The following is a 14796-nucleotide window of genomic DNA, read 5'->3' as shown; positions in this document are numbered from 1 at the left end:
GTGTGCGCATGTACGTACAGCAATGCACCGCCGTGCGGCTCCAACCGGGCGCGGCACGGCCACGACCCGGAATCAGGTGAGGACGAGTGACGGACGCCGTGGGCTCCATCGACATGCCTGATGCCCAGGACGAGGCGCCGGACTCCAAGAAGTCCCGCAAGGGCGGCAAGCGAGGCAAGAAGGGCCCGCTGAAGCGGCTCGCGCTCTTCTACCGCCAGATCGTCGCGGAGCTGCGCAAGGTCGTCTGGCCCAGCCGCAACCAGCTGTCGACGTACACCACCGTGGTGATCATCTTCGTGGTCATCATGATCGGCCTGGTGACTCTGATTGACTATGGCTTCTCTCACGCCGCCAAGTACGTCTTCGGCTGAGTCGAGAGCGAAGGGCGCCGAGGTACCCGGCGCCCCTTTCGCGTGTTCCACCCCTATGTATCCAGGAAGAAGCAGCCACAGTGTCTGACCCGAACGTGAACGACGCCATCGAGCCGGTCGAGTCCGTCGAGGACGAGCTCGGCACCGTCGAGGGCGCCGACAACGAGGACACCGAGGCCTCCGCCGAGGCCGAGGCTGCCGACGACACGGTCGTCGCGGAGACGGACGAGGACGCGGCGGACGCGGAGGCGGACGAGACCGCCGAGGCGGCCGACGCGGAGACGGACGAGACCGAAGCCGAGGCCGAGGCCGAGGCCCAGGAGCCCGACCTCGACCCGATCGAGAAGCTCCGCCAGGAGCTGCGCGTCCTGCCCGGCGAGTGGTACGTCATCCACACCTACGCCGGTTACGAGAACCGCGTGAAGACCAACCTCGAGCAGCGCGCCGTCTCGCTCAACGTCGAGGACTACATCTTCCAGGCCGAGGTGCCGCAGGAAGAGGTCGTCCAGATCAAGAACGGCGACCGCAAGACGATCCGCCAGAACAAGCTGCCGGGTTACGTCCTGGTCCGCATGGACCTCACCAACGAGTCCTGGGGCGTCGTCCGCAACACCCCCGGCGTCACCGGCTTCGTCGGCAACGCCTACGACCCGTACCCGCTGACCCTGGACGAGATCGTCAAGATGCTCGCCCCGGAGGCCGAGGAGAAGGCCGCCCGCGAGGCCGCCGAGGCCGAGGGCAAGCCGGCTCCGCAGCGCAAGGTCGAGGTCCAGGTCCTGGACTTCGAGGTCGGCGACTCGGTCACCGTCACCGACGGTCCGTTCGCCACGCTGCAGGCCACCATCAACGAGATCAACGCCGACTCGAAGAAGGTCAAGGGCCTCGTCGAGATCTTCGGTCGCGAGACCCCGGTCGAGCTGAGCTTCGACCAGATCCAGAAGAACTAGTACCTCACCGGTACCTCTCTGGACGTACTGCTTCCGACCAGGTCAGGCGACCGCTCACGCGGCGTCTGACCTGCTCGGTTTTTGGCCGCGCATCTATACCCGTTATCGTTGTGCGGTATGCCTGTGTCCGGGTAGCTCCCGAACGCGGGCAGGACCCGAATCGAAAGGACCCGGAGAGCTATGCCTCCCAAGAAGAAGAAGGTCACGGGGCTCATCAAGCTCCAGATCCAGGCCGGTGCCGCGAACCCGGCTCCGCCGGTCGGCCCCGCGCTGGGTCAGCACGGCGTCAACATCATGGAGTTCTGCAAGGCCTACAACGCCGCGACCGAGTCGCAGCGCGGCTGGGTCATCCCGGTGGAGATCACGGTCTACGAGGACCGTTCCTTCACCTTCATCACCAAGACGCCGCCGGCCGCCAAGATGATCCTCAAGGCCGCGGGCGTGGAGAAGGGCTCCGGCGAGCCGCACAAGACCAAGGTCGCGAAGATCACGCGTGACCAGGTCCGTGAGATCGCCACCACCAAGATGCCCGACCTCAACGCCAACGACCTGGACCAGGCGGAGAAGATCATCGCCGGTACCGCGCGTTCCATGGGCGTCACGGTCGAGGGCTGACCCTCCACCCCGTAAGCAAGCAGCCACGCGGCGGTAGCCGCGAGGTCAGGACAGTGTGGCAGGGCCTGCTCGGCCCGCACCACGACTCCTCAGAAGCCAACAGGAGCAGTAGTGAGCAAGCGCAGCAAGTCTCTCCGCGCTGCGGACGCCAAGATCGACCGGGAGAAGCTCTACGCCCCGCTCGAGGCCGTCCGTCTCGCCAAGGAGACCTCCACGTCCAAGTTCGACGGCACCGTCGAGGTCGCCTTCCGTCTGGGTGTCGACCCGCGCAAGGCGGACCAGATGGTCCGTGGCACCGTGAACCTCCCGCACGGCACCGGTAAGACCGCCCGGGTCCTGGTCTTCGCGACCGGTGACCGTGCCGAGGCCGCGCGTGCCGCGGGCGCCGACATCGTCGGCGCCGACGAGCTGATCGACGAGGTGTCGAAGGGGCGTCTGGACTTCGACGCCGTCGTCGCCACCCCGGACCTCATGGGCAAGGTCGGCCGCCTCGGCCGCGTGCTCGGTCCCCGTGGTCTGATGCCGAACCCGAAGACCGGCACCGTGACCCCGGACGTGACCAAGGCCGTCACCGAGATCAAGGGCGGCAAGATCGAGTTCCGCGTCGACAAGCACTCGAACCTGCACTTCATCATCGGCAAGACGTCGTTCGACGACACCAAGCTGGTGGAGAACTACGGCGCGGCGCTGGAGGAGATCCTCCGTCTGAAGCCGTCCGCCGCCAAGGGTCGTTACATCAAGAAGGCCGCCCTCAGCACCACGATGGGCCCCGGCATTCCGCTCGACTCCAACCGCACCCGCAACCTCCTCGTCGAGGAGGACCCGGCCGCGGTCTGAGCCGACGGCTCGCCCCACCGGTTCACGGGCCCCGCACCTTTCGAGGTGCGGGGCCCGTCCCTTTTGGCCCGTCCCCTTTTCCGGCGCCCTGGGTTAGCGTGCGGGCAACGGACCCGCGCACGGGGCGCAGGAGCCGTACGGGGCGCAAGGGGTGGGTGGATGACGGGTACGACGGCACGCCGTACGGCCGCCTCGATCGCGGTGTCGGCCGCGCTGGCGTGCTCCACCGCCTGCACCGGAGCCGGCGGACCCGGCGGCTCCGGCGAGTCCACCGGCCCGGCCGGTTCGGCCGCGCCCTCCGCCTCCGCTCCGCCGTCCTCCCGGCCTCCGGCCCTCACCGGTCCTTCGGCGGACGCCCTGCGGGCCGTCGAGCGGGCCACCGGGCGGGCGGGGTCGGCGCGGGTGGAGTCCACGACCGTGATGGGCCGCGAGCTGTCCCTGGCGGCCGAGGGCGCCCTCGGCTGGGACGACGGCCTCACCGGCACCCTGACGATCACCTACACGGGCGGTACGACCGCCGAGACCATGCGCCGCCTCGGCACCACCGCGATGGAGGCCCGGTACCTGCCCGACGCCTACTACGCCAGGATGGGCGACGAGTTCGCCGAGCGGCTGGCCGGCCGGCACTGGATCAAGTACGTGTACGAGGACCTGGAGGACCTCGACGGCGGCGCGGGTGCCGGATTCGCCGACCAGATGCGCAGCACCACGCCCAACCAGGCGGTGAAGCTGCTGCTGACGGCCGGGGACGTGCGCAAGGTGGGCGAGGAGACGACGCGCGGCCGGCGCACCACGCACTGGTCCGGCACGGTGGGCGGGAGCACCGAGCAGACCGTCGACATCTGGGTCGACGACCGGGACCTGCTGGTCAAGAAGGTCGAGCGGGGACGCACGAAGACCGGGGAACTGACCCAGACCGCGTACTACAGCGACTACGGCGTCACGGTCCCCGCCGCGCGCCCACCGGCCGCGGACACGACGGACTTCAAGGAACTGCTGGCGTCACAGGGGAGCTAGGGCCGGACCGGGTGGACCGGGACGGACGGACCGGGCCGGGGAAATCACAAGATCGTTCGAACCGTTTCGGCTAAGCTCGCGTCCTTGTTCCAAAGAACCGCAAAGAACTGCTGTGGAGCGGCGGTGCGTCTCCTGTGCCCCTTCACGCTCCCGTGCTCCTTGCTCCGTGAATCCCGTGGGGGGATACCGATGAAGACTTCCGTACGTGTGCCCGTCGGCGCCGGACTGGCCGCGCTGCTGCTCGCCGCCGGGGCGGTGGGCTGTTCCAAGGAGGACAACGCCTCCGAGTCCCCGGAGATGACCCCCGCGGCGGCCGTCGCCAAGGCGGCGAAGAACACGGAGGAGATCAACTCCCTCCGCTACCGCATGACCGGCAAGGTCCCCGAGGAGGGCCGGGTCAAGGCCGAGGCCGAGATGCAGATCAAGCCGACCCTCGCGATGAGCATGAAGATGACGGCGCTCGACCAGGGGGCCGACGGCACCGCGGAGATCCGGCTCGTCGACAAGGCCCTGTACATCGGCGGCGGCCCCGAGGCGGCCAAGGAGATGGACGGCAAGAGCTGGATCAAGTTCGACATGTCCGCGATGGGCGCCGACGAGGAGCTGAACCAGCTCGGCGGCGCCTCCCAGGCCGACAAGAACCCGGCGACCGAGTCCACCTTCCTCACCGGGGCCAAGGACGTCGAGAAGGTCGGCACCGAGACCGTCGACGGCGTGAAGACCACCCACTACAAGGGCACGGTCACCCTCGCCGACCTGGAGAAGTCGATCGGCGACGAGGACAAGGCCACCCAGGACAAGCGCCAGAAGAGCCTTGAGCAGTACGAGAAGATGGGCGTCGACAAGCTCACGATGGACATGTGGGTCGACGGTGACGACCAGACCAAGCAGTTCCGCATGCGCGGCGAGGCCGACAAGGGCCCGCTGGACATGACCATCACCTTCCTCGGCTTCAACGAGCCCGTGAAGGTCACCGCCCCGCCGGCCGCGGAGACCGCCGACCTGGCCGAGATGATGAAGGGCGCCGAGCAGGGCTGAGGCGCTGTGCGCCCGGTCCGCCCGGGTCGCCGCGGGGGCGGATTTGCTTGACACTGCCCCGTTCACGTACGCTTCCACAGAAGCCAAAGACCGCTGGTCGTTGCCGTGTGTTCGAAAGAGGACACGGTGGCCGAAGGATCCGCTGAACTGCGGACGACCCGCGCAGGTGACTGTGGATGAACTCCCGGAGTGCCCGCCCCGTGCGGATGCCGACCGGTCGAGTCACGCCCCGAGCGCCTGCGCCGGGGCGTTTCGTTTTCCCCAGTCCTCCTTCGGGTCCGCGCGGTCCGAATCACCCGGAAGGAGGCCGAGGCTCTATGGCGACGCCCGAGAAGGCTGCCGCGGTTGCCGAGCTGACGGACAAGTTCCGCAGCTCCAACGCCGCTGTGCTGACCGAGTACCGCGGTCTCACCGTGGCGCAGCTCAAGACGCTGCGCCGGTCGCTCGGTGAGAACGCCCAGTACGCCGTGGTGAAGAACACGCTGACCAAGATTGCGGCCAACGAGGCCGGGATCACGCTCGACGACCAGCTCTTCGCTGGTCCGACGGCGGTCGCCTTCGTCACCGGTGACCCGGTGGAGTCGGCGAAGGGTCTGCGCGACTTCGCCAAGGACAACCCGAATCTCGTCATCAAGGGCGGTGTCCTTGACGGCAAGGCGATGTCCGCCGACGAGATCAAGAAGCTTGCGGACCTCGAGTCCCGCGAGGTTCTGCTCTCCAAGCTGGCCGGTGCCATGAAGGGCAAGCAGTCCCAGGCTGCCTCTGTCTTCCAGGCGCTGCCGTCGAAGCTCGTCCGCACCGTGGACGCGCTCCGTGCCAAGCAGGACGAGCAGGGCGGTGCCGAGTAACTCGGCTCGCTTTCTGATCCGGGCCGCCTGAGCGCGGCACGGGTCGCAGCGGGCCGACGTACGCCCGCCACACCCCGTACATCCGGCACCTGCCGAATTAGTGGAAGGACCGCCATCATGGCGAAGCTCAGCCAGGACGACCTGCTCGCCCAGTTCGAGGAGATGACCCTCATCGAGCTCTCCGAGTTCGTGAAGGCCTTCGAGGACAAGTTCGACGTCACCGCCGCCGCTGCCGCGCCGGTCGTCGTCGCCGGCCAGGGTGGCGGCGCCGCCGCCGAGGCCGCCGAGGAGAAGGACGAGTTCGACGTCATCCTCACCGGTGCCGGCGACAAGAAGATCCAGGTCATCAAGGTCGTGCGCGAGCTGACCTCCCTGGGTCTGAAGGAGGCCAAGGACCTCGTGGACGGCGCCCCGAAGCCCGTCCTCGAGAAGGTCGCCAAGGACGCCGCCGAGAAGGCCGCCGAGTCCCTCAAGGGTGCCGGCGCCTCCGTCGAGGTCAAGTAAGACCGCACCGGCACGACGGATCCGTCAGGGTCTGTAACGCCGTAGCACCGAAGAGCGATCATCCATCCGGGTGGTCGCTCTTCGGCGTATCCGGGGTGCGGCGGCGGTCGCCTTGCACGCGTGACGGTGAAGAGTAGGGTGATCTTCGTCGTGCCGTCGCCGGGGCCCTGAGAGCTCCCGAGCGACAACCGGTTTGGGCAAGGGGGGCCTTGACGAACCGCACGCAGCGCGCAATTCTCAGGGCGTCGTCACAAGGATCCGAATCCGAGGCATGGATCGACGGCGAAGAGGGCAGTATCTGGGTGCGTTGAGGGCGAGGCCTTGCCGCACAGGTGGTGAGAACAACGAGGAGTGAACACGGTCCCCGAGAACCGCACTGGACATCAGTGTGCCAAGTGGCTACACTGACCCTTTGCGCTGCCTGTTAGCTGCCCCCTGCCCGTCACCAGGGGTCTACCCTCGCCCGAGCACTGACGACCAGAGCATGTCTGACCTGGCTCTTTAGCCACATCAGGCACCCCCTGTCTTCGTGCCCGGAAGAGGGGCCGGTACGCGCGTAGTGAGTCCGAGCCCTCGGAAGGACCCCCTCTTGGCCGCCTCGCGCAATGCCTCGACCGCGAATACGAACAACGCTGCCAGCACCGCCCCGCTGCGCATCTCCTTTGCAAAGATCAAGGAGCCCCTCGAGGTTCCGAACCTTCTCGCGCTGCAAACCGAGAGCTTCGACTGGCTCCTCGGCAACGACGCCTGGAAGGCTCGCGTCGAGTCGGCTCTGGAGTCCGGTCAGGACGTCCCCACCAAGTCCGGTCTGGAGGAGATCTTCGAGGAGATCTCCCCGATCGAGGACTTCTCCGGGTCGATGTCGCTGACGTTCCGCGACCACCGCTTCGAGCCCCCGAAGAACAGCATCGACGAGTGCAAGGACCGTGACTTCACGTACGCGGCCCCGCTCTTCGTCACCGCCGAGTTCACCAACAACGAGACCGGCGAGATCAAGTCCCAGACGGTCTTCATGGGCGACTTCCCGCTCATGACGAACAAGGGCACCTTCGTCATCAACGGCACCGAGCGTGTCGTCGTGTCGCAGCTGGTCCGCTCGCCGGGTGTCTACTTCGACTCCTCCATCGACAAGACGTCCGACAAGGACATCTTCTCCGCCAAGATCATCCCGTCCCGGGGTGCCTGGCTGGAGATGGAGATCGACAAGCGCGACATGGTCGGTGTGCGCATCGACCGCAAGCGCAAGCAGTCCGTGACCGTCCTGCTCAAGGCTCTCGGTTGGTCGACCGAGCAGATCCTGGAGGAGTTCGGCGAGTACGAGTCCATGCGCGCCACCCTGGAGAAGGACCACACCCAGGGCCAGGACGACGCGCTGCTCGACATCTACCGCAAGCTGCGTCCGGGCGAGCCCCCCACGCGTGAGGCCGCGCAGACGCTGCTCGAGAACCTCTACTTCAACCCGAAGCGCTACGACCTCGCCAAGGTCGGCCGCTACAAGGTGAACAAGAAGCTCGGCGCGGACGAGCCGCTGGACGCCGGCGTGCTCACCACCGACGACGTCATCGCCACCATCAAGTACCTGGTGAAGCTGCACGCCGGTGAGACCGAGACGGTCGGCGAGTCGGGCCGGGAGATCGTCGTCGAGACCGACGACATCGACCACTTCGGCAACCGCCGCATCCGCAACGTCGGCGAGCTGATCCAGAACCAGGTCCGTACGGGTCTCGCCCGTATGGAGCGCGTCGTGCGTGAGCGCATGACCACCCAGGACGTCGAGGCGATCACGCCGCAGACCCTGATCAACATCCGGCCGGTCGTCGCCTCCATCAAGGAGTTCTTCGGCACCAGCCAGCTGTCCCAGTTCATGGACCAGAACAACCCGCTGTCGGGGCTGACGCACAAGCGTCGTCTGAACGCCCTCGGCCCGGGTGGTCTCTCCCGTGAGCGGGCCGGCTTCGAGGTCCGCGACGTCCACCCGTCGCACTACGGCCGCATGTGCCCGATCGAGACGCCCGAAGGCCCGAACATCGGTCTGATCGGCTCGCTCGCCTCGTACGGCCGGATCAACCCCTTCGGCTTCATCGAGACGCCGTACCGCAAGGTCGTCGAGGGCCAGGTCACCGACGACGTCGACTACCTGACCGCCGACGAGGAGGACCGCTTCGTCATCGCGCAGGCCAACGCCACGCTCAACGACGACATGCGGTTCGCCGAGGCCCGCGTCCTGGTCCGCCGTCGTGGCGGCGAGGTCGACTACGTCCCCGGTGACGACGTCGACTACATGGACGTCTCGCCGCGCCAGATGGTGTCGGTCGCGACCGCGATGATCCCGTTCCTGGAGCACGACGACGCCAACCGTGCCCTCATGGGCGCGAACATGATGCGTCAGGCCGTGCCGCTCATCAAGAGCGAGTCCCCGCTGGTCGGCACCGGCATGGAGTACCGCTCCGCCGCCGACGCCGGTGACGTGGTCAAGGCCGAGAAGGCGGGTGTGGTCCAGGAGGTCTCCGCGGACTACATCACCACGACCAACGACGACGGCACGTACATCACGTACCGCCTGGCCAAGTTCTCCCGGTCCAACCAGGGCACCTCGGTCAACCAGAAGGTCATCGTCTCCGAGGGCGACCGCGTCATCGAGGGCCAGGTCCTCGCCGACGGTCCGGCCACCGAGAACGGCGAGATGGCGCTCGGCAAGAACCTGCTGGTCGCGTTCATGCCGTGGGAGGGTCACAACTACGAGGACGCGATCATCCTGTCGCAGCGCCTCGTGCAGGACGACGTCCTCTCCTCGATCCACATCGAGGAGCACGAGGTCGACGCCCGTGACACCAAGCTCGGCCCCGAGGAGATCACCCGGGACATCCCGAACGTCTCCGAGGAGGTCCTCGCCGACCTCGACGAGCGCGGCATCATCCGCATCGGTGCCGAGGTCGTCGCCGGCGACATCCTGGTCGGCAAGGTCACGCCCAAGGGCGAGACCGAGCTGACCCCGGAGGAGCGCCTGCTCCGTGCGATCTTCGGTGAGAAGGCCCGTGAGGTCCGCGACACCTCGCTGAAGGTCCCGCACGGCGAGATCGGCAAGGTCATCGGCGTCCGCGTCTTCGACCGCGAGGAGGGCGACGAGCTTCCCCCCGGTGTGAACCAGCTGGTGCGCGTGTACGTGGCGCAGAAGCGCAAGATCACCGACGGTGACAAGCTCGCCGGCCGGCACGGCAACAAGGGCGTCATCTCCAAGATCAACCCGATCGAGGACATGCCGTTCCTGGAGGACGGCACGCCCGTCGACATCATCCTGAACCCGCTGGGTGTCCCGTCCCGAATGAACCCGGGGCAGGTCCTGGAGATCCACCTCGGCTGGCTCGCCAGCCGCGGCTGGGACGTCTCCGGCCTCGCGGAGGAGTGGGCGCAGCGGCTCCAGGTCATCGGCGCCGACAAGGTCGAGCCCGGCACCAACGTCGCCACCCCGGTCTTCGACGGTGCGCGCGAGGACGAGCTGGCCGGCCTGCTCCAGCACACCATCCCGAACCGGGACGGCGAGCGCATGGTGCTCCCGTCCGGCAAGGCGCGGCTGTTCGACGGCCGCAGCGGTGAGCCGTTCCCGGAGCCGATCTCGGTCGGCTACATGTACATCCTCAAGCTCCACCACCTGGTCGACGACAAGCTGCACGCCCGGTCGACCGGCCCGTACTCGATGATCACCCAGCAGCCGCTGGGTGGTAAGGCCCAGTTCGGTGGCCAGCGCTTCGGTGAGATGGAGGTGTGGGCGCTGGAGGCTTACGGCGCCGCGTACGCCCTCCAGGAGCTGCTGACCATCAAGTCCGACGACGTGACCGGCCGCGTGAAGGTCTACGAGGCCATCGTCAAGGGCGAGAACATCCCTGAGCCCGGCATCCCCGAGTCCTTCAAGGTGCTCATCAAGGAGATGCAGTCCCTGTGCCTCAACGTGGAGGTGCTGTCCTCGGACGGCATGTCCATCGAGATGCGTGACACCGACGAGGACGTCTTCCGCGCAGCGGAGGAGCTCGGCATCGACCTGTCGCGGCGCGAGCCGAGCAGCGTCGAAGAGGTCTGACGGGAGTCAGGCGGGGCCTCTTCCGCAGAGGCCCCGCCGATCCCGCGACCCCCGTTTCAGACCACAGACTTACAACCCTGAGAGGGATTGACGCATAGTGCTCGACGTCAACTTCTTCGACGAGCTCCGGATCGGTCTGGCTACCGCTGACGACATCCGTCAGTGGAGCCACGGCGAGGTCAAGAAGCCCGAGACCATCAACTACCGCACCCTCAAGCCCGAGAAGGACGGACTCTTCTGCGAGAAGATCTTCGGTCCGACCCGGGACTGGGAGTGCTACTGCGGCAAGTACAAGCGCGTCCGCTTCAAGGGCATCATCTGTGAGCGCTGCGGCGTCGAGGTCACTCGCGCCAAGGTGCGCCGTGAGCGGATGGGCCACATCGAGCTGGCCGCTCCCGTCACCCACATCTGGTACTTCAAGGGCGTCCCGTCGCGTCTGGGCTACCTGCTGGACCTGGCGCCGAAGGACCTCGAGAAGGTCATCTACTTCGCCGCATACATGATCACCTTCGTGGACGAGGAGCGCCGTACGCGCGACCTGCCCTCGCTGGAGGCCCACGTCTCCGTCGAGCGCCAGCAGATCGAGCAGCGCCGCGACTCCGACCTGGAGGCCCGCGCCAAGAAGCTCGAGACCGACCTGGCCGAGCTGGAGGCCGAGGGCGCCAAGGCCGACGTGCGCCGCAAGGTGCGCGAGGGTGCCGAGCGTGAGATGAAGCAGCTGCGCGACCGTGCGCAGCGCGAGATCGACCGCCTCGACGAGGTGTGGAACCGGTTCAAGAACCTCAAGGTCCAGGACCTGGAGGGCGACGAGCTGCTCTACCGCGAGCTGCGCGACCGCTTCGGCACCTACTTCGACGGCTCGATGGGGGCGGCTGCCCTGCAGAAGCGCCTGGAGTCCTTCGACCTCGACGAGGAGGCCGAGCGCCTCCGCGAGATCATCCGCACCGGCAAGGGCCAGAAGAAGACCCGTGCGCTCAAGCGCCTCAAGGTCGTCTCCGCGTTCCTGCAGACCAGCAACAGCCCCAAGGGCATGGTGCTCGACTGCGTGCCGGTCATCCCGCCGGACCTGCGTCCGATGGTGCAGCTGGACGGTGGCCGCTTCGCGACCTCCGACCTGAACGACCTGTACCGCCGCGTGATCAACCGCAACAACCGCCTGAAGCGGCTTCTCGACCTCGGCGCGCCCGAGATCATCGTGAACAACGAGAAGCGCATGCTCCAGGAGGCCGTCGACGCGCTCTTCGACAACGGCCGCCGCGGCCGCCCGGTCACGGGCCCCGGCAACCGTCCGCTGAAGTCGCTGTCCGACATGCTCAAGGGCAAGCAGGGCCGCTTCCGTCAGAACCTGCTCGGCAAGCGAGTCGACTACTCGGCGCGTTCCGTCATCGTCGTCGGCCCGCAGCTGAAGCTGCACCAGTGCGGTCTGCCCAAGGCCATGGCGCTGGAGCTCTTCAAGCCGTTCGTGATGAAGCGCCTGGTCGACCTGAACCACGCGCAGAACATCAAGAGCGCCAAGCGCATGGTCGAGCGCGGCCGCACGGTCGTGTACGACGTGCTCGAAGAGGTCATCGCGGAGCACCCGGTTCTGCTGAACCGTGCGCCCACCCTGCACCGCCTCGGCATCCAGGCCTTCGAGCCGCAGCTGGTCGAGGGCAAGGCCATCCAGATCCACCCGCTCGTCTGCACCGCGTTCAACGCGGACTTCGACGGTGACCAGATGGCCGTGCACCTGCCGCTGTCCGCGGAGGCGCAGGCCGAGGCCCGCATCCTGATGCTGTCCTCGAACAACATCCTCAAGCCGGCCGACGGCCGTCCGGTGACGATGCCGACCCAGGACATGGTCCTCGGTCTGTTCTTCCTCACCACCGACGGCGAGGGCCGCGACCTCAAGGGCGAGGGCCGTTCCTTCGGTTCCGCCGCCGAGGCGATCATGGCGTTCGACGCGGGCGACCTGTCGCTCCAGTCGAAGGTCGACATCCGCTTCCCGGTGGGCACCATCCCGCCCCGCGGCTGGGAGCCCCCGGCCCGCGAGGAGGGTGAGCCGGAGTGGCAGCAGGGTGACACCTTCACCCTGAAGACCACGCTGGGCCGCGCGCTCTTCAACGAGCTGCTGCCCGAGGACTACCCCTTCGTCGACTACGAGGTCGGCAAGAAGCAGCTCTCCGAGATCGTCAACGACCTCGCCGAGCGGTACCCGAAGGTCATCGTGGCGGCGACGCTCGACAACCTGAAGGCGTCCGGCTTCTTCTGGGCGACCCGTTCCGGCGTCACCGTGGCCATCTCCGACGTCGTCGTTCCCGAGGCGAAGAAGGAGATCGTCAAGGGTTACGAGGCGCAGGACGAGAAGGTCCAGAAGCAGTACGAGCGTGGTCTGATCACCAAGGACGAGCGCACGCAGGAGCTCATCGCGATCTGGACCAAGGCGACCAACGAGGTCGCCGAGGCGATGAACGACAACTTCCCGAAGACCAACCCGATCTTCATGATGGTGAACTCGGGCGCACGAGGCAACATGATGCAGATGCGTCAGATCGCCGGTATGCGTGGTCTGGTGTCGAACGCGAAGAACGAGACGATCCCGCGTCCGATCAAGGCGTCCTTCCGTGAGGGCCTGTCCGTGCTGGAGTACTTCATCTCCACGCACGGTGCCCGTAAGGGTCTGGCGGACACCGCTCTGCGTACCGCCGACTCGGGTTACCTCACGCGTCGTCTGGTCGACGTCTCCCAGGACGTCATCATCCGCGAGGAGGACTGCGGCACCGAGCGCGGCCTCAAGCTGCCGATCGCCGTGCGCGACGCGGACGGCACGCTGCGCAAGGCCGACGACGTCGAGACCAGCGTCTACGCCCGCATGCTCGCCGAGGACGTCGTCATCGACGGCAAGGTGATCGCGCCGGCCAACGTCGACCTCGGTGACGTCCTGATCGACGCCCTGGTCGCCCACGGCGTCGAGGAGGTCAAGACCCGCTCGATCCTGACCTGCGAGTCCCAGGTCGGCACCTGCGCCATGTGCTACGGCCGCTCGCTGGCCACCGGCAAGCTGGTCGACATCGGTGAGGCGGTCGGCATCATCGCCGCCCAGTCCATCGGTGAGCCCGGCACCCAGCTGACGATGCGTACCTTCCACACCGGTGGTGTGGCCGGTGACGACATCACGCAGGGTCTGCCGCGTGTCGTCGAGCTCTTCGAGGCCCGTACCCCGAAGGGTGTCGCCCCGATCTCCGAGGCCTCCGGCCGCGTCCGGATCGAGGAGACCGAGAAGACCAAGAAGATCGTCGTCACCCCCGACGACGGCAGCGACGAGACGGCGTTCCCGATCTCGAAGCGTGCCCGTCTGCTGGTGGGCGAGGGCGACCACGTCGAGGTGGGCCAGAAGCTCACCGTGGGTGCCACCAACCCGCACGACGTGCTGCGCATCCTGGGTCAGCGTGCCGTCCAGGTCCACCTGGTCGGCGAGGTCCAGAAGGTCTACAACTCGCAGGGCGTGTCGATCCACGACAAGCACATCGAGATCATCATCCGGCAGATGCTGCGCCGCGTGACGATCATCGAGTCCGGCGACGCCGAGCTGCTGCCCGGCGAGCTGGTCGAGCGGACGAAGTTCGAGACCGAGAACCGTCGTGTGGTCCAGGAGGGCGGTCACCCGGCCTCCGGTCGTCCGCAGCTGATGGGTATCACCAAGGCCTCGCTGGCGACGGAATCCTGGCTGTCGGCCGCCTCCTTCCAGGAGACGACCCGAGTCCTGACGGACGCGGCGATCAACGCCAAGTCCGACAGCCTCATCGGCCTCAAGGAGAACGTCATCATCGGTAAGCTCATCCCGGCCGGTACGGGCCTGTCCCGCTACCGCAACATCCGGGTGGAGCCGACCGAGGAGGCCAAGGCCGCGATGTACTCGGCCGTCGGCTACGACGACATCGACTACTCGCCGTTCGGCACGGGCTCCGGCCAGGCCGTTCCGCTGGAGGACTACGACTACGGTCCGTACAACCAGTAAGCGGGCAGCTTGATACGACCGAAGGGCGGTCACCCCGAGTGGGTGGCCGCCCTTCGGCGTGCTCGGACCGCGGGGCAGAATCACGTGCGTCGTTCGATCCGCGCACCATCCGCCCTCCGCCCCTGGGAGTTGTCACGTGCTCGCGATAGGAATCATCCTCGTCGTCCTGGTGTGCGGCTCGACGTTGGTGCTGTGCACCAATCTGTACGCCCTGCGGAAGGCGAAGCGGCTGGAGTCCGCGGGCACCCGCGTCGAGGGCGAATGCATCAGCCACTACTGGCCGAGCGGCGGCTACGTGGGGGCGGTCTGCACGTACTCCACGGGAACCGGGCAGGAGCTCACGGTCCGCTCGTCGAGGTACTCCGTCCCCCCGGTGGAGGTGGGTGACGTGGTGGAGGTCGTCCACGAGCCGGGGAGGCCGGAGCGCGCGATGCTGCTGTTCGAGGCGAGCCGGCGGGTGGGGTACGACACGGCCCTGACGGCCGTCATGGGCGCGATGTGGGTGGCGGCGGTGACGGGGCTGCTCTTCACGCTGTGACGGGACGGC

Annotated in this window: 11 protein-coding genes; all 11 read left to right on the top strand. The window is 67.3% G+C overall.

The window, feature by feature from the left end; genetic code table 11:
• The first annotated feature begins 86 nt into the window (after positions 1 to 86).
• The 11 genes from secE (at position 87) to BZZ08_RS25395 (ending at position 14787) form a co-directional block, all read left to right on the top strand.
• Positions 87 to 371, top strand: coding sequence for a preprotein translocase subunit SecE (secE, locus tag BZZ08_RS25450; protein ID WP_104634583.1), 285 nt, complete (start codon positions 87 to 89; stop codon positions 369 to 371).
• 80 nt (positions 372 to 451) lie between these two features.
• Entirely contained in the window at positions 452 to 1318 is an 867-nt protein-coding gene (nusG, locus tag BZZ08_RS25445; protein WP_104634582.1) for a transcription termination/antitermination protein NusG, read from the top strand.
• Positions 1319 to 1498: 180 nt separating this feature from the next.
• Complete coding sequence (gene rplK, locus BZZ08_RS25440) at positions 1499 to 1933, top strand: 50S ribosomal protein L11 (protein ID WP_003974315.1); 435 nt, start codon at positions 1499 to 1501, stop codon at positions 1931 to 1933.
• 111 nt (positions 1934 to 2044) lie between these two features.
• Positions 2045 to 2770 (top strand): 50S ribosomal protein L1, encoded by a 726-nt coding sequence (rplA, locus tag BZZ08_RS25435; RefSeq protein WP_104634581.1) that lies wholly within the window; start codon positions 2045 to 2047, stop codon positions 2768 to 2770.
• A 159-nt stretch (positions 2771 to 2929) separates the two neighbouring features.
• Positions 2930 to 3787, top strand: coding sequence for a hypothetical protein (locus tag BZZ08_RS25430; protein ID WP_104634580.1), 858 nt, complete (start codon positions 2930 to 2932; stop codon positions 3785 to 3787).
• 189 nt (positions 3788 to 3976) lie between these two features.
• Positions 3977 to 4825 (top strand): DUF1396 domain-containing protein, encoded by an 849-nt coding sequence (locus tag BZZ08_RS25425; protein WP_104634579.1) that lies wholly within the window; start codon positions 3977 to 3979, stop codon positions 4823 to 4825.
• Positions 4826 to 5142: 317 nt separating this feature from the next.
• Complete coding sequence (gene rplJ, locus BZZ08_RS25420; protein WP_007443924.1) at positions 5143 to 5673, top strand: 50S ribosomal protein L10; 531 nt, start codon at positions 5143 to 5145, stop codon at positions 5671 to 5673.
• A 117-nt stretch (positions 5674 to 5790) separates the two neighbouring features.
• Entirely contained in the window at positions 5791 to 6177 is a 387-nt protein-coding gene (rplL, locus tag BZZ08_RS25415; protein ID WP_104634578.1) for a 50S ribosomal protein L7/L12, read from the top strand.
• 589 nt (positions 6178 to 6766) lie between these two features.
• Entirely contained in the window at positions 6767 to 10252 is a 3486-nt protein-coding gene (gene rpoB, locus BZZ08_RS25405; RefSeq protein ID WP_104634577.1) for a DNA-directed RNA polymerase subunit beta, read from the top strand.
• Between the two features lie 97 nt (positions 10253 to 10349).
• Positions 10350 to 14249 carry a DNA-directed RNA polymerase subunit beta' gene (locus tag BZZ08_RS25400; RefSeq protein WP_104634576.1) on the top strand — a complete coding sequence of 1300 codons (3900 nt, stop codon included), beginning with the start codon at positions 10350 to 10352 and terminating at the stop codon, positions 14247 to 14249.
• 136 nt (positions 14250 to 14385) lie between these two features.
• Positions 14386 to 14787 carry a DUF3592 domain-containing protein gene (locus BZZ08_RS25395; RefSeq protein ID WP_104634575.1) on the top strand — a complete coding sequence of 134 codons (402 nt, stop codon included), beginning with the start codon at positions 14386 to 14388 and terminating at the stop codon, positions 14785 to 14787.
• Positions 14788 to 14796 lie beyond the last annotated feature (9 nt).

The organism is Streptomyces sp. MH60 (assembly GCF_002939385.1).
Classification (GTDB): domain Bacteria; phylum Actinomycetota; class Actinomycetes; order Streptomycetales; family Streptomycetaceae; genus Streptomyces.
Note: the sequence above shows the minus strand (reverse complement) of the source record. Positions and strands in the feature narration are given on the sequence as shown.

What these genes read in the sequence shown, in the direction of transcription:
- BZZ08_RS25430 (WP_104634580.1), top strand. Translation starts at nt 2,930, where the DNA reads ATGACGGGTACGACGGCACGCCGTACGGCCGCCTCGATCGCGGTGTCG.
- rplK (WP_003974315.1), top strand. Translation starts at nt 1,499, where the DNA reads ATGCCTCCCAAGAAGAAGAAGGTCACGGGGCTCATCAAGCTCCAGATC.
- rplJ (WP_007443924.1), top strand. Translation starts at nt 5,143, where the DNA reads ATGGCGACGCCCGAGAAGGCTGCCGCGGTTGCCGAGCTGACGGACAAG.
- rplL (WP_104634578.1), top strand. Translation starts at nt 5,791, where the DNA reads ATGGCGAAGCTCAGCCAGGACGACCTGCTCGCCCAGTTCGAGGAGATG.
- BZZ08_RS25425 (WP_104634579.1), top strand. Translation starts at nt 3,977, where the DNA reads ATGAAGACTTCCGTACGTGTGCCCGTCGGCGCCGGACTGGCCGCGCTG.